Origin of the sequence: Williamsia soli, from assembly GCF_017377795.1 — a bacterium.
GTDB classification, from domain to species: Bacteria; Actinomycetota; Actinomycetes; order Mycobacteriales; family Mycobacteriaceae; genus Williamsia; species Williamsia soli.
The window spans coordinates 185,020-207,861 of the sequence record NZ_JAFRDR010000008.1; the positions used below are offsets into that span (position 1 = coordinate 185,020).

The 22,842-nt window shown below is 65.2% G+C and carries 18 protein-coding genes; 5 read left to right on the forward strand and 13 right to left on the reverse strand.

Going from position 1 to position 22,842, the window contains the following annotated elements; genetic code table 11:
• Positions 1–18 precede the first annotated feature (18 nt).
• The 5 genes from J3S28_RS20770 to J3S28_RS20790 all read right to left on the reverse strand — a co-directional run bounded on the left by J3S28_RS20770 (position 19) and on the right by J3S28_RS20790 (position 4,597).
• Positions 19–1,503 carry an Hsp70 family protein gene (locus tag J3S28_RS20770; RefSeq protein ID WP_207842656.1) on the reverse strand — a complete coding sequence of 495 codons (1,485 nt, stop codon included), beginning with the start codon at positions 1,501–1,503 and terminating at the stop codon, positions 19–21.
• A gap of 180 nt (positions 1,504–1,683) precedes the next feature.
• Positions 1,684–2,037 (reverse strand): DUF3017 domain-containing protein, encoded by a 354-nt coding sequence (locus tag J3S28_RS20775; RefSeq protein WP_207842657.1) that lies wholly within the window; start codon positions 2,035–2,037, stop codon positions 1,684–1,686.
• Between the two features lie 5 nt (positions 2,038–2,042).
• A complete protein-coding gene (locus tag J3S28_RS20780; RefSeq protein WP_207842658.1) occupies positions 2,043–2,912 on the reverse strand; it encodes a bifunctional methylenetetrahydrofolate dehydrogenase/methenyltetrahydrofolate cyclohydrolase in 870 nt (289 codons plus the stop codon).
• Positions 2,913–2,960: 48 nt separating this feature from the next.
• Entirely contained in the window at positions 2,961–3,995 is a 1,035-nt protein-coding gene (locus J3S28_RS20785; protein ID WP_207842659.1) for an SMP-30/gluconolactonase/LRE family protein, read from the reverse strand.
• Positions 3,992–4,597 (reverse strand): pentapeptide repeat-containing protein, encoded by a 606-nt coding sequence (locus J3S28_RS20790; RefSeq protein WP_207842660.1) that lies wholly within the window; start codon positions 4,595–4,597, stop codon positions 3,992–3,994. The genes J3S28_RS20785 and J3S28_RS20790 overlap by 4 nt, the downstream gene beginning before the upstream one ends.
• 83 nt (positions 4,598–4,680) lie before the next feature.
• On the opposite strand from J3S28_RS20790, the gene J3S28_RS20795 reads away from it, so the two are divergent.
• Positions 4,681–5,145, forward strand: a complete 465-nt coding sequence (locus J3S28_RS20795; RefSeq protein WP_207842742.1) for a tRNA (cytidine(34)-2'-O)-methyltransferase — start codon at positions 4,681–4,683, stop codon at positions 5,143–5,145.
• Between the two features lie 12 nt (positions 5,146–5,157).
• Here J3S28_RS20795 and J3S28_RS20800 read toward each other — a convergent pair whose 3' ends face one another.
• The 3 genes from J3S28_RS20800 to J3S28_RS20810 form a co-directional block, all read right to left on the reverse strand.
• A complete protein-coding gene (locus J3S28_RS20800; protein ID WP_207842661.1) occupies positions 5,158–5,577 on the reverse strand; it encodes a hypothetical protein in 420 nt (139 codons plus the stop codon).
• A gap of 58 nt (positions 5,578–5,635) precedes the next feature.
• The gene (locus J3S28_RS20805; protein ID WP_237341857.1) at positions 5,636–6,913 is read right to left on the reverse strand and encodes a reverse transcriptase family protein; all 1,278 of its coding nucleotides are present in this window, start codon (positions 6,911–6,913) and stop codon (positions 5,636–5,638) included.
• A 477-nt stretch (positions 6,914–7,390) separates the two neighbouring features.
• Entirely contained in the window at positions 7,391–10,678 is a 3,288-nt protein-coding gene (locus J3S28_RS20810; protein ID WP_207842662.1) for an error-prone DNA polymerase, read from the reverse strand.
• Between the two features lie 124 nt (positions 10,679–10,802).
• Here J3S28_RS20810 and J3S28_RS20815 point away from each other — a divergent pair, with 124 nt between their 5' ends.
• Genes J3S28_RS20815 through J3S28_RS20825 form a run of 3 tightly spaced genes read left to right on the forward strand, consistent with a single transcriptional unit; the run spans position 10,803 to position 15,306 of the window.
• Positions 10,803–12,929 (forward strand): SDR family oxidoreductase, encoded by a 2,127-nt coding sequence (locus tag J3S28_RS20815; RefSeq protein WP_207842663.1) that lies wholly within the window; start codon positions 10,803–10,805, stop codon positions 12,927–12,929.
• A 53-nt stretch (positions 12,930–12,982) separates the two neighbouring features.
• Positions 12,983–14,050 carry an alanine racemase gene (locus J3S28_RS20820; RefSeq protein ID WP_272874228.1) on the forward strand — a complete coding sequence of 356 codons (1,068 nt, stop codon included), beginning with the start codon at positions 12,983–12,985 and terminating at the stop codon, positions 14,048–14,050.
• Positions 14,017–15,306 (forward strand): serpin family protein, encoded by a 1,290-nt coding sequence (locus tag J3S28_RS20825; protein WP_207842664.1) that lies wholly within the window; start codon positions 14,017–14,019, stop codon positions 15,304–15,306. The genes J3S28_RS20820 and J3S28_RS20825 overlap by 34 nt, the downstream gene beginning before the upstream one ends.
• A gap of 62 nt (positions 15,307–15,368) precedes the next feature.
• Here J3S28_RS20825 and J3S28_RS20830 read toward each other — a convergent pair whose 3' ends face one another.
• From J3S28_RS20830 to imuA', 3 genes are all read right to left on the reverse strand, one after another.
• The gene (locus tag J3S28_RS20830; protein WP_207842665.1) at positions 15,369–16,736 is read right to left on the reverse strand and encodes an LLM class flavin-dependent oxidoreductase; all 1,368 of its coding nucleotides are present in this window, start codon (positions 16,734–16,736) and stop codon (positions 15,369–15,371) included.
• A gap of 169 nt (positions 16,737–16,905) precedes the next feature.
• A complete protein-coding gene (locus tag J3S28_RS20835; RefSeq protein ID WP_207842666.1) occupies positions 16,906–18,486 on the reverse strand; it encodes a DNA polymerase Y family protein in 1,581 nt (526 codons plus the stop codon).
• On the reverse strand, positions 18,483–19,304 hold the full coding sequence (gene imuA', locus J3S28_RS20840; RefSeq protein ID WP_372436042.1) for a DnaE2-dependent mutagenesis accessory factor ImuA': 822 nt from the start codon (positions 19,302–19,304) through the stop codon (positions 18,483–18,485). Before imuA' ends, J3S28_RS20835 begins: the two co-directional genes overlap by 4 nt.
• A 193-nt stretch (positions 19,305–19,497) precedes the next feature.
• Here imuA' and J3S28_RS20845 point away from each other — a divergent pair, with 193 nt between their 5' ends.
• Positions 19,498–20,685, forward strand: coding sequence for a serine/threonine-protein kinase (locus J3S28_RS20845; protein ID WP_307797291.1), 1,188 nt, complete (start codon positions 19,498–19,500; stop codon positions 20,683–20,685).
• A 77-nt stretch (positions 20,686–20,762) separates the two neighbouring features.
• On the opposite strand, the gene J3S28_RS20850 is transcribed toward J3S28_RS20845, so the two are convergent.
• Both J3S28_RS20850 and J3S28_RS20855 read right to left on the reverse strand, forming a co-directional pair.
• On the reverse strand, positions 20,763–21,434 hold the full coding sequence (locus J3S28_RS20850; RefSeq protein WP_207842667.1) for a response regulator: 672 nt from the start codon (positions 21,432–21,434) through the stop codon (positions 20,763–20,765).
• Complete coding sequence (locus J3S28_RS20855; RefSeq protein ID WP_207842668.1) at positions 21,431–22,687, reverse strand: ATP-binding protein; 1,257 nt, start codon at positions 22,685–22,687, stop codon at positions 21,431–21,433. Before J3S28_RS20855 ends, J3S28_RS20850 begins: the two co-directional genes overlap by 4 nt.
• Between the last annotated feature and the right edge of the window lie 155 nt (positions 22,688–22,842).

A 22,842-nucleotide genomic window follows, 5' to 3' on the forward strand; every position in this document is an offset into this window, starting at 1 on the left:
TCGCGCAGGGCGCTCCGTTCAGCCGGCAGGCTGCGTCGTGGGCACCGACTGTTGTTGTGGCGCAGGCGATGCAGAAGTACCCTCGGCCGGCGGCGCCGTCGGGGGCGGTGGCGATGTCACCGGCGGCACAATCGTCGTCGAACCCGGCGCTGTGGGCGGAAGCTGTCCCAGCGGCGGCCACGTGATCGACGGGATCGGGAAGGGCCACAACGACGTACTCAACGTTGACGTCGACGGCTGCTCGGTCGGACCACTTGGCGCGGGTAACTCCGTTGTCGCCCAACCCGGATCTTGATTGCCACCCCCGGTGCCGGTACCGGTGCCCGCGCCGCCAGTGTTGCCGACTGTCGCCGGAGGGGGCGCGGCGGTGATCGAGATCTGCTGCTGCGGCGACGTGACCGTGGGGATGACACGCGATTCACCGGCCTCAGGTGGCGGGGTCGATGTGGTCGTCGCCTCGGCCTCGGCCGTGACCGACGACGGTGGTGCTGAGGGAGTCGACGGATTGCCCGCCAGTGAGGAGCCAACGGCGTACACCGTCATCAACGCTCCGGCGAGCAACGCACCGAACACCGCCAGCGGTGCTGCCGACAACCAGTCGCGATTGCGGCGTCCGCCGATGAAGGCCAGCGTGGACCCTGTGATGCCGGTGGCAGCCAGAGTTGCGGCTCCGCGTGCTGCGACCGACTCCGGCGAGTGGGGCAAGATCGGTTCGAGTCCGCTGCGCTCGGTGATGAGGTCGCGCAGCAATGGGATATTGGCCAGTCCACCGACGAGAACCACGGCCTCTGGTCGGGTCGCGCGCTCGGCTTCCACGTACGCGGCGACCTCGTCGGCGGCCGCGGAGGCCATGGGACGAGCGAGTCGCTCGAGCACAGTTCTCGTGACCGGCACGGGGAATGCGGGATTCCCCATCATCATCGATGTCGAGTCCCTGACGGACAGTTCCTCTTTCGCCGTCCGGCAAGCGCTCAGGACACTCGACTTTCGACGGCCGCGAACCTTTCCCGAAGTGGTGAGTTCAGCGGCGAGCAGCGCGTCGAGGCTGTCGCCCGAGACAGCAGTGCTGCGCCGGTGATCGCCGATGCGCCTGGTTGCGGGATCGATCGTGTACAAACTCATCCCGGTGTCGCCGAGGTCCACCACCACCACTGATGTGAACCGATTGATCTCGCCTGCGGAGATCAGGTGGTGCGCGATCGCCTCGGTCTCGGCCACCAAATGGATCTGGCGTTTTGCACCGGTGCCGCGCGACGCGATCTCGCGGGCCTGCTCGTCCGTTCGGTACGCCACCCCGATCGTGGCCACGCTCGTGTTGTTGTCGCGTGCCGTACCCAGCATGAGGTCGATGCCGGAGTTGACGCGGCCGGCGCGGGTCAACCCGTCTGTGGGGTCGACGTCGATGACACGGTTGACCGTGTGAGTACGACCGGCCTCATCGGTGGTCAGCAGGACACAGTGGATCATTCCACTGCCTGCGGACAAACCCAATGAGGTGGTCATGACTCTCTTCCGGCTCGATGATGGTCTCGGTCGTCCGGGTTCTGCAATTGCTGCCATCCCCCGGCGGGGCCGCTCTCACCACCCCAACACTGCCTCTTGAGAACTGCATCGCCCGTAAGGATGAAAGTGTTCATCTTTACTGACTGCAAGTTCAAGATGCAGTACTACGAACCATTGTAATCAGTCTGTGCCCAAAGGGTCGATGGAGGTCGCGAGCCAGAGGATGGCCACGCCGGCGAGAGTCATCGCGACCACGTCCGCGAAGCGACCTCGGACCTCGAGCAGACCGACCCGAGAAGTCGGTATGAGGGCGCGCAGAAGGGCGGCGAGAAGCGCCGCTGATCCGAAGACGAACGCGCCACGCCGCCAGCGATCGACGATCAGGAAAACAGCCGCCACGATGACGACCGCCATCACTGCCAAGAACGGAATCTGGACCAGTACCCAGCGCAATTGGCGAACACGGTGCAGCCGGCGCGCGCGAGCGCGGCCACTGCCCGGGGTGGTCGGCTCGGTTGCCGAGGTACTGGACATCGCGATCAGGCGCGAGCCAACGCGGCCTCAGCGCGTTCGACGACGTTCGCCAACAAGAAGGCCCGTGTGAGCGGGCCCACTCCTCCCGGATTAGGTGAGACATGCCCGGCCACATCCCAGACGTCCTGCGCGACGTCGCCGACGAGCCCGTCCGCCGTTCGACTGACGCCGACATCGATCACTGCGGCTCCGGGTTTGACCATGGTCGCCGTGATGAGTCCGGGGACACCTGCTGCCGCGATCACGATGTCTGCCCGGGAGACCTCGGCCGCGAGGTCGCGGGTGCCGGTATGGCACAGGGTCACGGTGGCGTTCTCGGTGCGGCGGGTCAGCAACAGCCCGATCGGACGGCCGACGGTGACCCCGCGGCCCACGACCACGACGTGTGCACCCTTGACCGGCACGTCGTATCTGCGCAGCAGATGCAGGATGCCGCGCGGCGTGCACGGCAACGCGCTCTGCGATGTCCCCGCACCGTCGAGGACCAGTCGGCCGAGATTGATCGGGTGCAGGCCGTCGGCGTCCTTCTCGGGGTCGATGCGCTCGAGAGCCGCATTCTCGTCGAGATGTTTGGGCAACGGCAGCTGCACGATGTAGCCGGTGCACCCCGGATCCGCGTTCAGCTCATCGATCGCCGCGTTGAGCTGCTCGGTCGTGATGTCGGCTGGAAGATCTTTGCGAATGGACGCGATCCCGACCTTGGCGCAGTCGTTGTGCTTACCGCGCACATAGGCCTGCGATCCCGGGTCGTCCCCGACCAAAATCGTGCCGAGACCGGGCGTGATGCCGGATTCCCGTAGCTTCTCGACCCGCTCCTTGAGGTCGACGAAGACCTCATCGCGGGTGGCTTTTCCGTCAAGTACAGCTGCGCTCACGACGCCATTGTTTCAGGTTGTGCGCATTGCCTGCCGCTGGCCCGCCAACTACTCGAGATCGAACCACGCAACGCGCGGCGATCCGATGCCGCCGACCCACACTCTCCCGTCTCGTTCGCTCACTCCGGTGCTCTGACCGAATCCCGGGAGATCGACCCGATGGTCGGCAACCACCCGCCCGCTCGGCAGGTGGATCTTGAGCACCCACAACGGCGCCACCGGCTCGGGCAGCAGTCGCTCCGGGATTTTCCATACGAGTCGTCGAGCCCGCGGACAACCGGCCAGGACTTCCAGTGGGCGGCTGCGCAGGCCCGCCATCGCCAGCCACAGGTGCTCACCGTCCGGAGACAGTGAACAGTTGTCGGGATAACCCGGCAGACCATCACGTAGCACCTCACTCGTGCCCGTCGTCGGCTCCCAGGAGCGCAGACTGCAGTCTCCCGTCTCGGCGATGATCACCCGGCCGTCGTGGGTGACCAGACCATTCGCGAACTGCAGTCCGGTCAGCAGCACTGTCGCCCGCGGCGGTCCCGACTCGTCGCCGAGATCCACCCGGATCAGTCGTCCCGAACCGCCGTGCTCGATGATGTCGGCCTTGTAGTCGTCCAGGGAGAACCGGGTCGTCGACTGCGTCAGGTGCAGTTCCAGAGGTCGCGGTGTCGATCCACCCGAGTGACGGGTGACGATCACGTTGGAGCAGAACGTCAACGGTTCACCGTCGACGTGGTCGAGGACGACTCGTATCTCGCCACTGCTCATGTCCATCGAGAGGAGCCCGCGTCTGCTGTCGCAGATCAGCAGGGTCTCGCCGATCACCTCGAGGCCCAGTGGTTGACCGCCGGTGTTCGCGACCACATCCCACCGCCCGGTGCCGGCGTCGATGGCGATGATGTTCCCGTCGACCGTCCCTGTCCAGATCCGGCCGCGGTTGTCGGCGACGACGTCCTCGGGTGAGGACGACCCGACGTCGACCACGGTGATCTCCGGGGTCAGCGGCGTAGGCCAACCGGCTGTGTCCACCGGGGTCGGCGTCCACTTGACCGGTGCGATCGTCGGCTTGCGTCGTCTCGATCGAGTGGTCACCCCTGCCCTCCGATCCGCAGGCCGTGAGCCGCGGCGAACTCCAGGGCCTGGCCGGCGTCCACGAGGGCATCGACGACGGATGCCTGCAGCCAGAGCACCGGGTCCACCCGCGCGCCGCGCAGGTCGGCCTTGTCGAGTTTTGCGTCGATGGCGCGCACTCCGGTGAGGTCGGCCCCGGACAGATCCGCGCCGATCAGTGTCGAATCCGACAGGTTGGCCTCTCGGAGTCGGCAACCTCGCAGCACCGCACCTGACAGATCGACCCCTCCGATCGACGTCAACGACAGGTCACAGTCGATCAGTGTCAGCGGCCTGACCCGGGAGTTCGTGATGACGGTCCCCAGCAGGCTGCAGTCGGTCATCTCGACCTTGTTCAGGTGCGTGCGTTCGAAATGGCAGTTTCGAAAGGCGCTCGCGCTGTGAACCGAACGGGAGAGGTTGGCTCCGCTGAAATCGCAGTCAGTGAATGTTACTGCTCGCGTTCGCAATTCACTGAGATCGGATTCGATGAAACTGCAACCGACATACTCACGATCGGACCAGTCCTCGCCCGAGAAGTCAGCGAAATCGAACCGTTCGTCCCGAGAAACGTCAACACTCATGTGCACATGTCTACACGGGTCGTGTAAACCGACGGGCTGACACCGGTTTGTCGACGATGCGACCGATGCGGCAAGCTCAGGGGGTGTTTCGACTGCTGTTCCATGAACCTCGCATCCCACCGAACACGGGAAATGCGATCCGGCTCGCCGCCAATACCGGGTGTGAATTACACCTGGTGGAACCGCTCGGCTTCGACCTGTCCGAACCAAAGGTCAAGCGAGCCGGGCTCGACTACCACGACATGGCATCGGTGACCGTCCACCCCGACCTGTTCGCCGCCTGGAAAGCACTTGCCCCGCAACGGGTATACGCGTTCACCGCGCACGCGGACACGTTCTACACAGACATCAGCTACCAACCGGGCGACGTGCTGCTGTTCGGTCCCGAACCGACCGGGCTGTCCGACACTGTGTTGGCGGACCCTCATGTGACCGAACGGGTCCGTATTCCCATGCTGCCGGGACGGCGATCACTCAATCTGGCGAACGCAGCCAGCATTGTGATGTACGAGGCCTGGCGGCAGCACGGCTTTCCTGGCGCGGTCTAGCCGGTCGACAGGTCAGTCGATCGGCAGTCCCCGCATGATGAACTTGCGCAGCATTGCGGTGGTCGGTTCCTCAATACGCAGTTCGGCGTTATCGGTGGCTGTCGGGGCGACCACGTTCAGGAGTAGTTGACCGCCGGCGAGGATATCCGCGGAATAGGCGCTGTTGTCGCGACTCCATTCCATGTGCAGGCCACCCTCAGGGGTCGCGGTAGGCGTTGATTCCGCCCAGTACGAACTCTGCAGTCCGTCGAAGTATCTCTCGAAGAATTCCTTCGCGGCTGCGGTCGGGGCCAGTGAGTCTTCCCCCTGCCAGCCGTCCTCGAGTCCGAGAACATGCTCGAGTCGGGCGTCGAGATTCTGCTTGGTGTCGCTGGGGTCCGCGGCACCGGGAGTTTGACGGTCGAGATTGCTCGAATAATTGCTCAGGCTCATTTACCGATGTTAGGCGCCTTCCGCTCGGAGGTATAGGGCGGTCGGGGGGTGTTCATCTCTAGCGATCCCAGTCCACCTGCTCCGCCAACGCCAGCAAGGTGTTTCGTCGCCGCGGGCTGCTTGCCCCGATCCAGGCGATCTTGCCGTGCACGTGCGCGCGGAAATTCGGGTGCGCCGACCTGTTCTGCGCCTGCGCACCGGTGCGAATCGCGTTGTGCAGCAGTGCTCGAAGGTTGTCGTAGTCACGTCGGGCGACTCGCGGTTGATCGTTGACCACCAGCCCGGCCAATTGCTGGCGTTGGTGCGCACGCATGGTCTTCGTCTTGTCCGGATGGACGGTGAAACCCTCGTCGGCAACGATGCGCAGCACCACCCACAGCACTGCTTCCGGATTCATGTGGTCGCCGGAGATCGCCAGGTCATCACCATACCGGCTGTAATGCAATCTGTTTCGCTGGGCGTATCCCCAGATCCGACGATCCATGGCACGCATCACGAGATTCGCCAACGCCGGAGAAGTCGGTGCGCCCTGCGGTAGGTGCCGCTGCCTCAGCAGTGCCGCCTGCCGGTGGTCGATGTCCCGAAGATGGGCGATGGGCGTGGTTGTCGTGCACAGTTCTGCCAGGACTCGCGCGGTCCTCTCGTAGCCCACCGCCGCGAAAATTGCCTTCACCCTGGCTGTTCCGATCGAAGAAAAGCAGTCCCGCAGGTCCAACCGGACCACCACCGGACGATCGGTGTGCGGCCAGGCGAAGCTTGCGGTCGAGGTACCGGGAACGAACCCCTGGGCGGCCCGGTGCGGCGGGATGTGGTCGAGGATTGTGCGCAGTACGCGTCGTTGGATTTCCCTCAGGTGAGGTTTGGGCGCCTCGATCATCCGGACGCCGTCACGTTTCGGCACTTGCCAGTACCTGTAGTGCTGTAGCGGACCGTCCTTCGTCCGCAGCCAGTGACCCCGATCGGCGAACCACTCCAGTTCGCCGACAGTCAGGTTGAGCCAGCGCGCCACGTCCGAATAGTCCGGTAACCGGGGCAGGTCGAACCGCATGACGGGGTCCGCCGGATCGTCGAACTCCCGGCTGCGCGGCTCGCCGATCAGCGGCGCGAGAAACGTCCGGACATCGCCCAGATCGGTGGGTCGTTCCGGGAATCGGTCGAGCAGCATTCCGAGCAGCTCCGTGACCACGGGCTGTTCCACCGTAGCCACCAGCATCTCGACGAGCGCCGAGACCGTCCAGCGCGGATCGACCTCGAGCCTCGTCAGCAAGTGCTCGACCGAGTCCGCGGTCAGGCGCATACGTGGCCCCAGACCACCCAAGGAGTAGCTGTCGTTCATGAAGGTTGGCCCGTCACGAATCAGATGCGCGACGGGGAGGTGACCACGAGCTTGTGTCGGCGGCGCCGGCTGGCACGCGGAGCGTGCGGAGCGGCGTCGGACGCTGATACCAACTGCGAGATGTACCCAGGGGTTGCCCCTGAGACGGGTTCGAAGAACCCACTCTCACCTCCCCACCGCGCACACATGCATCGTAGCTGTGCTTGTCTGGCTCGCTCCTGATTTTGTCCAAACGACGGCACGCTCAACGGCGATATCAGCACGCTCAACGGTATTTTCGGCACGGTCGGCGGCAGTTTCGGCACGCTCGACGGAACCACACACGAAGGTCTGAGCGAGCCCAGCGATGCAAGGGCCTGGGAGGTGTGGCCGCGGTTGTTCTGGACTGCCGACGAACGAGCGCCAGCGAGGTGAGGAGAAGGGAAGAACAACCGCCTGATGGCCACACCGACAAGCGAGCGGAGCGAGCAGACAAACTCAAGCCCAGTCCCTTGACCTCGTCCCGACCCTCAGGTCCATGCGTTGGAGGCGTTCTGCCACCACGGTCACGGCTCCTTCAGCGTTTTGCACCCGGCCGCGGATCAGCAGGGCCGGGGCCGTCTGGGCGAGTTTGCGGTACTTGGCCCACAACCCCACCGAGCAGACCACGTTGATCATCCCGGTCTCGTCTTCGAGGTTCACGAAGGTCACCCCTGACGCGGTGGCGGGCCGCTGCCTGTGGGTGACCGCTCCCCCGACGAGCACCCGCGAGCCGTCGGGTACCGACAGCAGATCGACGGCCGCGATCACACCCAGCGCATCGAGTTGGGGCCGGATGAATTCGGTGGGGTAGTTCCCTGGGCTGACCCCGGTGGCCCAGACGTCCGAGGCCGCCATCTCGACATCGCTCATCCCCGGTAGCGCCGGCGAGGTGTTGATCTCGTGCAGCGGGAGCCGATCAGATTTCTCCTGCGCTGCCGCACCCGCATCCCAGAGAGCTTGGCGCCGACTGGTCCCGAAGCATTCGAGTGCACCCGCGGTCGCAAGCGCCTCGAGCTGCCGGGTGTTGACGTCGCACCGCCGGGAGAGGTCGGCGGCATTGGTGAACGCCCCACCTGATGTGCGTTCGGCGACGATCGCCTCGGCCAGGTCGATACCTATGTGTTTCACCGAGCCCAGTCCGAGGCGGACGTCCAAGCCGGCATTCTCCAGGTCCGCGTGCGGTTGCGACAGGTTGACGTCCGGCCCATGCACCTTGACGCCGTGCCTTCGGGCGTCGGCGACCAGTGACTGTGGTGAGTAGAAACCCATGGGCTGCGCCTTGATCAGGGCGGCGCAGAATGCGGCGGGATGATGGAGTTTGAGCCAGGAGGAATAGAACACGAGCGAGGCGAAACTCTGCGAATGACTCTCTGGGAAACCGAAATTGGCAAACGCGGCCATCTTCTCGAAGACGCGGTCGGCCACCTCACCGGTGATGCCGTGCAGCTCTTTCATTCCTTCATAGAACCGGGCGCGCAAGCGCTCCATCTTCTCCGGGGAACGCTTCGACCCCATCGCCCGTCGCAGCTGATCGGCTTCAGCGGAACTGAATCCGGCGACGTCCACGGCCAGTTGCATCAGCTGTTCCTGGAAGAGCGGCACGCCCAGGGTCCGCTCCAGTGCCGGCTTCATCGAGGGGTGTTCACAGGTTGCCTCTTCCAGGCCGTTGCGGCGCCGGATGTACGGGTGCACCGAGCCGCCCTGGATCGGGCCCGGCCGGATGAGTGCCACCTCGACCACGAGGTCGTAGAACTTCCGCGGCTTGAGCCGGGGCAGGGTTGCCATCTGCGCCCGCGACTCCACCTGGAACACCCCTACGGTGTCTGCCTTGCAGAGCATGTCGTAGACCGCCGGCTCGGTGAGATCGATCTTCGCCAGGTCGACGTGGATGCCGCGGTGTTCGGCGAGAAAGTCGATGGCGTAGTGGATGGCCGAGAGCATGCCGAGACCCAGCAGGTCGAACTTCACCAATCCGATTGCTGCACAATCGTCTTTGTCCCACTGCAGCACGCTGCGATTGGGCATCCGGGCCCATTCGGTGGGGCACACATCGGCGATGGGCCGGTCGCAGATCACCATGCCGCCGGAGTGGATGCCCAGGTGTCTCGGCATGCCGTTGATCTGCCCGGCCAGATCGAGCACATCATCGGGGATGTCGCTGTCTGTCGGCTGAGCCTTGTCGTACCGCTGCACCTGTTTGCTCCAGGCATCCTGCTGTCCCACCGAATAGCCGAGCGCACGCGCCATGTCGCGGACCGACGACTTGCCGCGGTACGTGATCACGTTGGCCACCTGCGCGGCGTTCTGCCTGCCGTACCGCTGATACACGTACTGGATCGCTTCTTCACGGCGGTCCGATTCGATGTCGACATCGATGTCCGGCGGGCCGTCCCTGGCCGGGGACAGGAATCGTTCGAACAACAGACTGTTCCCCACCGGATCGATTGCGGTGACCCCGAGGGAGTAGCAGACTGCCGAGTTCGCCGCACTGCCCCGACCCTGACAGAGGATGTCGTGGGTACGGCAGAACGAGACGATGTCGTGTACCACCAGGAAATAGCCGGGGAATCCCAGTGAATCGATCACGTTCAACTCATGTTCGATCTGCTGATACGCCTGGGGATGACTCTGGGGTGGGCCGTACCTCTCCAGTGCTCCCCTGGCCGTCAGTTCACGTAGCCACGAACTCTCGGTGTAGCCCTCGGGCACATCGAACGGCGGCAACTTGGGCGCGATCAGATGCAGCCCGAACGCCAGGTCCCGGGCCAGCATCGCGGCGTTGTCGATGGCGTCGGGATGTGCACTGAGCAATCGCATCATCTCGTCACCACTGCGCAGATGTGCCCCGCCCAGCGGACCGAGCCAGCCGTCCATGTCGTCGAGGCTGCGTCTGGCGCGGACCGCGGCCATCGCCATCGCCAGCCGCCGGCGATGTGGCGCCGAGAAGTGGGCACCGGTGGTGGCCACCGTGGCGACGCGGTTGCGCCGGGCCACCCACGCGAGTGCGGCATTGCGTTCGTCGTCATCGGCTGCGCCCTGCGCTGTCAACTCCATCACCACGTTGTCGCGACCGAATTTCTCGATCAGGTCACGCAATGCCGCTTCCGCGGCCGACGGTCCGCCGGTCGACAAAGCTTGTCGCACACTTCCTTTACGACAGCCGCTGAGGATCAGCCAGTGCCCGGCCGCGGCCTGCGCCAGGGTGTCGATGTCGAATCGGAGCAACCCCTTCTCGCCCGCCGCCATGTGTCCGTCCGCGAGCTGCCGGGACAGTCTCCGGTAGCCCTCCTGACCGCGGGCCAACACCAGCAGATGCGCACCCTCCGGGTCGGCCACCCCCGTGCGGGCCGAGTCGTGTTCGAGCGAGAGTTCGGACCCGAAGACTGTTGGCAGTTCCCATTCCAGGGCTGCCTCGGCGAAGCGCACCACCCCGTAGAAACCGTTGTGATCGGTGATCGCCAGCGCTTCCAGCCCGAGCCGGTAAGCCTCTTCGGCCATCTCTTCCGGACTGCTGGCGCCATCGAGAAAACTGTAGGAGGTGTGGGCGTGCAATTCGGCGTACCGAGTGTCAGAAACACCACGGTGCAGGGCACCTGCCTCGTACGGCCCGCGCTTGCGCGACCAGGCCGGACTGTCACCACCGTCACCGGCGAATGTCTCACCCGGGCGCCCACCAGCAGTCGGGCGCCCAGAAAGAACGCGCTCCATCTCCGACCAGGTCGGAGGGCCATTGTGCCAGCCCATAACTCACTATATCGAACACATATTCGATAGACAAGTTACCTGTTACCCTCGACACATCAATGTCGGTTCGCGGGTGGGGACAGCGCCTCTGGCGGGGCTTCACCTTTCAAGGAGGAGCGCATCAATGCCCGACTACTTCATCACCGGTGGCACCGGCTTCATCGGGCGCCGGGTTCTACCCCTGCTACTCGCCGCTCTCGAGGCCGACGAGGCAAGCGGGGTCGACTCGACGGTGTTCGTGTTGGTCCGGCCGGGATCTGTGGAGCGATTGACCACCGCGAGGGCCGACTGGCTGGGCGGCGATCGCATCACGGCCGTCGAGGGTGACCTGACCGCGGCAGATCTCGGCGTCGACACCACCGCACACGACCTGTCGAACATCGAGCACGTCCTGCACCTGGGTGCGATCTACGACATGGCGGCCAGCGCCGCCGATCAGCAATCCGCCAATGTCGACGGCACGGCCCGGGTCATCGCATTCGCACGCGAACGCGGCGCGATGCTGCATCACGTGTCGTCGATCGCGGTCGCAGGCGACCATGCCGGAGAGTTCACAGAGGCCGATTTCGATCTGGGACAGAGATTCCCATCTCCCTATCACCGCACCAAGTTCGAATCCGAGAGACTCGTCCGCGATGCCGAAGACCTACGCTGGCGGGTCTATCGGCCTGCGATCGTGGTGGGCGATTCTGTCACCGGCGAAATGGACAAGGTCGACGGGCCGTACTACTTCTTCGGCTATCTGCGCGAACTCGGCCGCCTCCCCTCTCGATGGACCATCCCCATGCCCGACATGGGTCTGACCAACATGGTGCCCGTCGACTTCGTCGCCGAAGCGCTGGTGACCCTCATGCGTCACGATCTGGCCGAGGCACCGCCCGGCACTCCGGATCCCGGCGGCGAGGTGTTCCATCTCGTCAGTCCGCACCCCCAGACGATCACCGAGATGTACAACGCGATCGCGCCTGCATTCGCCGGACCGCACGGCCGCGACCTGGTGCCCCACCGATTCGTTGCGCCGGTCGTCGACCGCAGCTCGCACGGGGTGATCCGGACCGGACGCGATCTCATCGCCCGGCAGCAGGGCATCCCGCCCGCCATCCTCGACACCCTCTCGATCCCCACGACCTTCAAGGCCGACAAGACCTTCGGAGTCCTGGCCGGTTACGGGGTGGCCCTACCCGACCTCTCCGACTACGGACCGAACCTCTGGCGGTACTGGCATGAGCACCTCGACCCCAATCGACACCGCCGGCGCAATCCGGCAGGCCCGCTCGCCGGCTTGCACATTCTGATCACCGGGGGCTCGACGGGTATCGGCAAGGAGACCGCTCGGCAATGCGTACGCAAGGGCGCCGTGGTCTTCCTGCTGGCGCGTGGCGCCGACGAACTCGCGGCGGCAGTCGATGAGCTGCGATCCGAACAGACTGAACAAAACGGACACCGCGGCGAGGCGTACGCCTACCCCTGTGACATCACAGACAGCGAGGCGGTGAACCTCACGATCAAGGCCATACTCACCGAACACGACCACGTCGACGTCCTCGTGAACAACGCCGGGCGCTCGATTCGGCGGGCGACCATCGACGCGGTGGACCGCAGTCATGATTACGAACGAACAATGGCTGTCAATTACTTCGGCGCGGTGCACCTGACTCTGGCATTGTTGCCTCATATGAAGGAGCGCAACGTCGGGCACATCGTGAATGTGTCGAGTATCGGTGTGCAGGCGCGCGGACCGCGCTTTGCCGCGTACGTGGCGTCGAAAGCTGCCCTGGAGGCGTTCAGCGATGTCACCGCCACGGAAACGCTCTCCGACCACATCACGTTCACCAACATCCACATGCCGCTCACGCGGACAAAGATGATCGCGCCCACCGAGGCGTATGACAATGCGCGGGTCCTTAGTCCACACACCGCGGCGGCGATCGTGGTGCGCGGCATCGTCGAGAAGCCACGCCGTATCGACACCCCACTCGGCACGCTCGCGCAGATCGGTCAGTTCCTCACTCCGAAGCTGACCGGCCGCCTGCACCATCAGGGTTATCTACTCTTCCCTGATTCCGCGGCCGCCCGAGGCAAAGCCGAAGCCTCCGAATCAAATCGGGAAACAGACGTGATCACACGGGCACACGGCGTACGCGACCGCGCCCATGCACTCGCCCGACCGGCCCGGGTGGCGATGGTCGAAAGTGGCGCCCGCCGTATGACCCGTAAGACATTGAACCGAATACCAGGGATTTCGTGGTAGCTCCTTCAGAAGATTCCCACAGCGGCACCGACATCGGCCGCGTCTCCAGAGTCCTGGCCGCAACCGCAGGACTCGACACTCCCTTGGCCGTGGTGGACGAAGTGGTGCTGGACGCCAACCTCGACCGAATGGCCGAGTTCGCATCCGCCGCCGGTGTCGCGCTCCGACCACACGGAAAAACCCACAAGAGCCCGGAACTGGCGGCCCGTCAGATCTCCCGCAGCGCAATCGGTTTGACGGTGGCCACCATTGGTGAGGCTGAGATCTTTGCAGCCTCAGGGGTCACCGACCTGTTCATCGCCTATCCCCTGTGGCTCACCGAGGGAAAGGCCCGTAGGCTCCGCGCGATCATGGAGCACGCCGAGGTCCTGCTCGCGGTTGATTCCGCTGCCGGCGCCGCCTGTCTGGCGCACCACCTGCCACACGCACGAGTCGTCGTCGAGGTCGACAGTGGTCAGCACCGCACCGGTGTCCACCCACAGCGGGCGGGCGACATCGGGCACAGCGCTGCGGCGGCCGGTCTACAGGTCCTCGGCATCTTCACGTTCCCAGGACACAGCTACTTTCCGGGCCGACCGGCGGCGGTCGGGGTTCAGGAGGCCAATGCGCTGGCCATGGCCGCCCAGTCGCTGCGGGCGGTCGGCATCGACCCGGTGATCAGGAGTGGCGGATCGACGCCGTCGGTTGCCCACGCCGATCCCACCGTGCTCACAGAGATCCGGCCCGGGGTCTACCCCTTCAACGATGCCCAGCAGGTGGAGCTGGGTGTGTGCTCGTTGCCAGACGTGGCGCTGACCGTCGTGACCACTGTCGTCCATCTCGACGGCAACAAAGCCGTCCTCGACGCAGGCAGCAAGGCGGTCGGAGCTGATCACCCGGCCTGGGCCACCGGGGGCGGTCGACTGCCGGAGTTCGGCGACGCCCGCGTCACGTCGTTGTCCGAACACCACGCGACCGTCGACTTCACCGATTCCGCTGAGCGGCCCGGGCTGGGCGACCGGGTGCGACTGGCCCCCAATCACGTATGTACAGCAGTGAATCTGACCGATGAATTGGTGATCGTCGACCATCACGGCACACTGACCAGATGGCCGGTGACCGCCCGCGGGGCGAACGCATGAAACCGCTGTGGACGGTGGTCGCCGCCGCCGCACTGACGGTCACCGCGTGCGCGCAGGGCGCGGAGGCGACCTCCACTGCGCAACTGACCAAGGCCTCCGGAGTGCGCTTCGACGAAATCGGCATCGACGAAGTGCGCAGCGCCGCAAACGAACTGGTCGAGCGCACCACCGGATTCGGTGTCGACATGCTACGGCAGACCGGACTGGACGCCAACGAGGTGGTGTCACCGTGGGGTGCGATGCTCACGCTGCAGATGCTTCGCGCAGGCGCAGGTGGCACCACCGCTGCCGAACTCGATGCGGTGCTCGGCGCGACCGACGACGACGCCATCGCGGCGATGATCGGTCAGCTCGACCGGGTTGACGGCAATCCCGGCGATGTCGACAAAGAGAACCCCCCGACGCCACCGGTGTTCCACGAGGCCACCGGAATTTTCATCGACGAGTCACTCGATGTCGGTCAGGACTACCTCGCGACCCTGGGACGCGTCTTCGACAGTGGTGTCTACCCGGTTGATTTCGCCGAGCCGCAGACGGAGGCCGCCATCAACAAATGGTTGTCGATCAACACCGGTGGCGAGATCACCGAAACCCCGACGACCTACGATCCCGAGACCGTGATCAGTCTGCTGTCCACCGTGTTCCTCGCCGCCGCGTGGGAGCAGCCGTTCTCCCCGGCATCCACCGCCCGCGCTGATTTCACGTCCGCGAACGGGGCGGTCGGCGACGTCGACATGATGAACGCGGTTGTCACCGTGCCGTTCGGTCGAGGAGCAGGCTGGACTGGTGTGCAGTTGCCGTACTCAGCCGGCCTGGCGATGCAGGTGTTCCTGCCGGAGACGGGCCTGGACCCCTTTGTCACCGATGCGGCACTCGCAGACGCCTCGAATGCCCTTCGGTCGGCGCCGGAGACCTTGACCGCGGTCAGCTTGCCGAAATGGGATATCACGACCTCGGTGGACCTGAAGGCCACCCTGGAGCGGCTCGGTGTTCGCGATCTGTTCGGTGACACAGCCGATCTGTTCGCGATCAGTCCGCAACTCGCGGTCACCGCGGCAGCTCAGGACAGCACCATCACCGTGGGAGAGAAGGGAACTCTCGCGGCATCGGTCACTCAGATCGACGTCGGCGTCACTGCGCTGCCGCCGCAAGAACCCGCCGAGTTCTTCGTCGCGAATCGGCCTTTCATCTTCCAGATCATCGACACCGCAACAGGTTTGCCACTCTTCCTCGGAACGATGACCAAGCCCCGGTAGCGGTCCCCGCTGGCAGACATGGGGTGGCTGTTCTCCACAGGGACCGACGTGGGGGTGGATGATCAGACCGCGGCAAGTCCCTGTTCACGCACGTCAGCGGGAAGGTCATCGTTCGGATGGCCCAGGCCTAGATGGTCACGCAGGGTGGATCCGGTGTACTCGGTACGGAACAGACCGCGTCGCTGCAACTCGGGCACCACATAGTCGACGAAGTCGTTGAATGTGCCCGGAGTCTGCGCCGTGGAGACGATGTAGCCGTCAGCCTCACCACCGGTGAACCCGGCCTCTATCTCGTCGGCCACATCAGATGCGGTTCCGACGAACTGCGGCAGCATCACGCCCTGGGCATACAGTTTGCCGATGTCACGGACGGTGAGTTTGTCGCGTCGGCTGAGCCTGCGGGCCACGTCGAAGAGGCCCTGCGAACCGGCCACCGTGAGATCTTCGAGAGGGGCGTCGAGATCGTACTGAGAGAAGTCATGATCAGTGTGCACCGACAGCGTGATCAGACCCGAGATCGGATCGGCGAGTTCGTTGTGGAAGGCCTGTTTCTCGCGGGCAATCGACTCCGTCTCGCCGATGAACGGGATGAACGACGGCAGGACCTTGACGTGGTCGGGATTGCGGCCGACGTTGACCACGCGCGACTTGATGTCGTCGTAGTAGGCACGACGCCCCTCCGGGGTGGGATCGATCTCGAAGATCGCCTCCGCCCAGCGGGCAGCGAAATCTCTTCCGGTGGAGGATGATCCGGCCTGAATCAACACCGGCCGATGTTGCGGGGATCGCGGCTGGTTCAGAGGACCGCGCGTACGGTAGAACTCGCCCGCGTGGTCGACGGTGCGCACCTTGTCAGGGTCGGCCCACACTCCGGAGGCCTTGTCCGCGACGACTGCGTCCTCGTCCCATGCCGACCACAGCTTGATGGCGGCCTGCACGAATTCCTCCGCTTTGAGGTACCTCTCGCCATGGGCGACATGCTCGTCGAAGCCGAAGTTGAACGCTTCTGCCTGGGTCAGCGACGTGACGATGTTCCACGCCACGCGGCCGCGGGAGATGTGGTCGAGCGAACCGAAGACCCGCGCCAGCTCGTAGGGATGGAAGTACGTTGTCGACTTCGTGATCGCGATACCCAGATGCGTTGTGACTGCCGCGATGCTGGCGGCGACGATGCTGGGATCGAGGGTGGCGGCGGCCTGCGTTCCCCGGCGCAACGGCTCGGACTGATCGTCACCGAATCGCAGTGGCGCAGCCAGCAGATCGGCGAAGAACGCGAAGTCGAATTTGCCCCGCTCGAGGATCCGCCCCACTCGGTGATAGTGCTCGGGCGAGAAGAACTCCGTGGTCGATCCGGGATGGCGCCACGCAGCATGGGAGTGGGTGACGGGCGAGGCGATCAGAAATCCGCCCAGATGAAGCTCACGGCTCATGGTGTAGTCCTTCGAGTTGTCAGCACTGTGTAGAGGCGCTTGCGTGGCCCCCTGGTTCGAGCACTCGACCATGAAAGACCCGATCAGCCAGACAACCAAGGATTGGCACCATCATGAGCAGAACTAAGCATCCGAGCGTTGATCACGCGTATCGTCCCTGCTCAAAGCCCTACTCATACACTCCTTCCACCGTCCACTGCCCCTGCTGATAGTGCAGTAGCAGCGCCCGCGAATCTTCGAGCAGCACCTGAGCTCTGGCATACGAGCCACCGTGTGAGCCTGCTTCTGACTCGGACCACCATCTCTCGTCGGTGGCCCAGGGACCGGCCCACCAGTTCAGCCGCCAGGTCCGGCTGCCCCAGGTGAGACTGGCGGGTTCCCCGGTGAAACCACCGCGTCCGGTGACCTCCACCGGATGATCCTCGGCGTCTCGCACGCTCACCGGCGCCATCGGCAGTATCGACGGGGACGGTCCCGGTACCCGTCCCGGCCACGGCGCCTGCGGGTCTGCCGCGGGCACGAGTTCGTCACCCAACGGCACCAGGGTGATCTGTTGTCCGGGACCCCGGCCACCACTGCGCAGAGGTATCTGCACCCGATCTCCGCCGAGCAGCCCCTGCACCCGCACCAGAGCCCGACGTACCCGTTCGGCCACTTCCCCGTCGCCTCCTGTCAGGCCACCACCCGTGAAACCCAATTGCAGTGCGCCCGAACTGATCACCTCCACCGGATCGAGACGCAGCAACACCACCGGCCCATCCGGCCGGTCTGCGGCAGTGCGCCCGGACAGCCAGCCCTCCAGTTGCCAGCGGATCCTGTCGGCCGTCGCATCGGGAGTGAGCGGATTGGCACAGCGCCAGGTTCGGGAGTACTCGCGACCACTGTCGGTGACCGCCTGCACGGTGAGCCTGGTGCAGGCCACCGACGCCGCCGCGAGCACATCGTGTAGTTGCGCCGACAATCGGCGGCCGATGAACGCCGCAGCGTCCACTCGATCCACGGGCGGGTCGCACTGGTGCTCCACCACCAGGTCCGGCGGGGGCGCCTGACCGGACGGCGGGCGCTGCGGCATGGCCCGCGCCGTGCGGTGGGCGTAAATGGCATCGGCCCCGAATCGGGTGGCCACGTCCGCGTCCGACAGACCGGCGAAGTCGCCGATCGTCCGAAGTCCCATCCGCCACAACAGGTCGACCAACGCGAGGCGATCGTCTGCACACATGCTGGGCTCCACCGCCAATTCAGAGATGCGTAGTGGGGCAAGAAAATCGGCGCCTGCGCCCACGGGAATGACCATGCCGCGACGGGCCGCGATGATTGCGGTGAAGAGCTCGTCGGCGATCCCGACCTGGGATTCGATACCGCATGCGGAGACGATGTCGGTCAGCTTCTCTGCGGCGATCTCCTCACTGCCGAAATACCGTGCGACACCGCGCGCAGGCAATACCAGCAGGCCGGGTCGCAGGACCTCCACGAGAGGAATGAGCTCGGCAACCGCTGCCACCACCGGCTCGAACAACCGGGCATCACGGCACTGATCGTTGTCGGCCACCGTCAACTGCGGACACCTGGCCTGGGCATCACGTTTACGCATGTCCCGCCGTACCCCCAACGCCCGCGCCGATGCCGAGCACGCGATCACTCGCCCCGCACCCAACACCGCGACCGGCTGATCAGGAGAGAGATCGATGTCCGACGCCGCGGCCACCGCCGGCCAATCCGGACACCAGAGACCGAACACCCGACCGCTCACAGCGCCACCTTCATGGTGGCCGATTCTTGCGACGCAGAAATCGAATCATGCTGCTCAGCAACGGCGTCCAGCAACTGGACTCGTCCCCCTCTGTCGACCACATCGAGTCGGGTGCTGGCACCGGCAAACCCACGCCCCACCGAGCGCACCGTCAACGACACCCCACCGAGGCGGCCGTAACCACGCCGCCGCGCAACAGGCTGATGCCGGTAGTCACAGACCCTGGATTGCAGCTTCACATGCGCCCCCGACCAGGTGCCGTCGGTGACCACCAGGACTGCGCCTTTACTGCGCGCACGAGCCATCACCACGCGACTGCGGGACGGCGGCACCGAGATGCCGCCGAGTCCGGCCACCACCAGATCGAGCCCGTCGAGCAACACCGCGGCGATCTCGACGGGGTCTGGGCCAGGGTCTGGTATCACCGCGATCCGGGACAGATCACCCCCCATCTCCACCACCCCCAGCAGGCACAGTTGCGGCTGTCCGATCACCGCAACATGTCCGCCGTCAGCACTCACCTGGGCGATCAATGAGAGCAGCAGTGAACGCGCTCCTTCCAGCGCCACCACCGTGCCCCTCACCAACCCCTGCGCAGGCAACAACTGTTCGAGCGCAGGCGGAACAGCCAGCCGATCCCGATCCGAGTACTTCTCCTGCGGCGTCGTCACCGCTGACATCTGACGTTGTGGCACAATTGATTCCGGTCGCGCCCTGGTGGTTGCCGAAGCCAGTGTCTGCCGCAACATCGCCAGCTTCGCAGCCTTGTCCGGGACTGTCTCCATCGCCCGCATCGCACCCTCCAGATCACTCCTCACCGAGATGAGGAAGCGGCTCAGGGAAGGTGGGCCACCATCAGAACTCGAACACATTTTCGAACTTCCTGAGCGTAGGACAGCCCTCCGACAAGCGTCAACATCGTCCGGCGCGTCGGCCCGATTTGTCCGGGCGAGTCGCACACACCAGGCACACCGTCCACTTGAGCCTCACCAGTCCACTAAGGTCGGACACGTGAGCGCCTCCGAATACCGCGTTCCCGGCCCGGACTATCTGGTCGCCGGGCGCTACCGGCTGCGCTCGATGATCGGCGGCGGCGGCATGGGCGCCGTATGGCTGGCACACGACACCTTGCTCGACCGCGAGGTCGCCGTGAAACAGGTCCTCTCGGTGGCAGGCATGACCGAGGACTCAGCCGCGCAGATGCGTCAGCGAGCGATGCGGGAGGGCCGGATCGCCGCCAGGCTCAGTCACCGCAATGCCATCGCCATGCACGATGTGGCCCTGGAGTCGGGTGAGCCGTGGCTGGTGATGGAGTACCTGCCCTCGCGCAGCGTCGCCGAGATCCTTCATCAGACCGGCACCCTGCCGGTGCACCAGGTCGCGCAGATCGGCGCCCAGATCGCGGATGCGATGACCGAGGCACATGCCGCCGGGATCCTTCATCGCGACATCAAGCCGGGCAACATCCTGATCGCCGAAGGCCGCAACGCCGGCCTGGTCAAACTCACAGACTTCGGCATCTCCCGATCGAAGGACGATGTCCAACTCACCCAGACAGGGGTCATCACCGGCACCCCGGCTTATTTTGCACCTGAGGTCGCCCGCGGTGAAGATCCCTCCGAGGCATCCGACGTCTATTCGCTCGGCTCCACGCTCTTCACCGCCACCGAAGGAGAGCCACCCTTCGGCATCGACGACAATTCGCTGGTCCTCCTGCACCGGGTGGCAAGGGGCGAGATCAACCCGCCGAAGCGGTCGGGCCACCTCGAAGGCGCACTGCTGGCCATGCTCGAACCCAGTCCTGCCCGCCGCCCGACCATGGCCGAGGTCCGCGACCGGCTCGCGCAGGTGGCCGCGGGTGACAACGGCAACACCGCGATGATCCTGACAAGTCCACTCGATCGCACCTCATCGAACCGTCCGCAGCGTCCCCCGACCCGGCGCATCCCCACCACCACCGAATCCGGCCTCCCTGCGGTCACATCATCCGGTCCCACACGCCAGGATGCCCCACACCCCTATCCACCCGTGGCCCCCGACCCCTGGCAGGTCACCCAGCACTCGCAGCCGTCGTACCCCGTCTTCGGACAGCAACCACCACAGCAGCAGTCACGGCACCTCGGCCTCGCCGCCGCGGTGTTCCTGGTCTTCGTGGTGCTCGCGGCGATCGCCATCACCTTGATCGCCGTCATACGTTGACAAACCCACTCGTTCCAGGCACACCCAGGTGTTGCAGCTGGTGGTTTTGCCTGAAATAAGTGGGTCTGCACAGGCTTTCAACTGATGTGACGGTTGGCAGCCCACCGGGTCAGCGCATTTCGGTTGGACTGTTGAGTCTTTCGCAGCACATTCGACGCATGTGTCTCGACCGTCTTGATGGAGATCACCAGATCCTCGGCGATCTCCCGGTAGGTGAACCCGCGGGCGAGCAGGCGCAAGACCTCCATCTCCCTGGGCGTGAGGGAATCGAGCTCCGGGTCGAGATGTGGTTCGGGCTGCGGAGAACGACCTGTGAAGGAATCGAGCACGAATCCGGCGAGCCGCGGGCTGAACACCGCATCCCCGTCGGCGACGCGCCGCACCGAATCGGCGAGCTCCGGTCCACCGATCGTCTTGGTCACGTAGCCGCGCGCACCGGCCCGAATTGTCGCGATCACGTCTTCGGCGGCATCAGACACGCTGAGCGCCAGGAACACCGGGGCATTCTCGGGAGCTGCGTCGGCAATCCCCCGGAGCACCGCGATGCCACCGCCGGCGGGCATGTGCACGTCGAGGAGAACCACGTCGGGACTCGACTGCAGGATTCCTGTGACGGCATCGGCCACCGCGCCGGCCTCCCCGACCACCTGCATGTCGTTCTCCGAGGCCAGTTCGGCTCGCACCCCCGAACGGAACACACCGTGGTCGTCCACCAAGAACACCCGATACGGCTCGCTTCGCCCGGTCATCTCTCCCGCTCTCGATTCACCGTTTCCCGGATGGACTCGGTGTCCTCGCCGCCACCTTCGGGAGCGCCCGAGGGCTCGGTCCCGCGCGGCATGGCCATCCGCACGTCAACCCCGCGACCCGGCGTCGACTTGATGTCAACGGTACCGCCGTGTCGCTGTACCCGACCCTTGATGGAGCCCGACACCCCGCGCCGATCCTCCGGGACCTGGTCCGGATCGAAACCGACGCCGCGGTCGCGGACGAACACCTCCACCAGATCGCCGTCGACCTCGGCGTAGACGTCGACCGATCGTTCCCCGGAATGCTTGGCGGCGTTGACGAGGGCTTCCCGCGAGGCCGCGATGAGGGCAGCCCATCGGCGTTGTTCGGTACTCCAGGACGGGTCGTCGGCAGTGACATCCCCGACGGTCACCACCTCGACCTCGACGCCGTAGTGGTCCTCGACCTCGGCTGCCACCGACTTCAACGCGGCCGTCAGCGATTCGCTCTGCGGACCGACACCCCCGAACAGGTAGTTGCGCAACTCCCGCTCCTGGCTGCGCGCCAGCCGCTGCACCTCGTCTCCGTGGGCAGAACGCTTCTGGATCAGCGCGAGGGTCTGCAGAACCGAATCATGAAGGTGTGCAGCGATTTCTTCTCGCTCCGCGGTACGAATCCGGGCAGCCCGCTCGGCGCCGAGCATCCGTGCCATGCGTAACCACAACGGGATGGTCAGCAGCAACACACCCAGGACCGTCGCCGCGACCGCGAGCAGTGTCGCACTCAGCCCACCGATCCGGTTGTTGCCGGCGAGGACGACAACCACGAGACCAACCACCACAAGTGTTGCGCCACCGGCGATCCGGGTCCAGGTCAGCGCCCGCGCCGACCCTGATCGCGGACGCCAGCTGGAGTCGAGTTCGCGCCAGACCAGCGAGGCCCCGACGGCGACGACGACCAGCGGGATGAGGAACTGCGCCGGCGTACCGGATGCCACGAAACCGACCGACACCACGGCGACGACACCGACTATGGCCAGACCGATGCCTTGCCTGCGTTCGGAACTGGTCGGCGGTTCGGTATCGGTGCCGGGCGGGCACATGAACCAGAGCAGCCCATAGGCACACACGCCCGCCCCGGCCAGCGCACTCAGGATCACGAAGACGACCCGCACCCGAAATGCATCCATGCCAAGGTGATCGGCCACGCCACCGGCTACACCGCCGATGACACGGCCGCCATCGCGGCGGTGCACGCGTTCGACTGTGGGCATCACTCGATACTTGCATGCGTGGACCGCTGCGCACATCAGGGTAGTTACCCAGATCGAAGTCCAGGGGGCAGATCAGGGTGAATCCCGATGGTCAGGCTCCCGCGCAGTGCCCAGAATTGAGGCATGAACTTCAGGCGGAGCTCGACCATGACGAC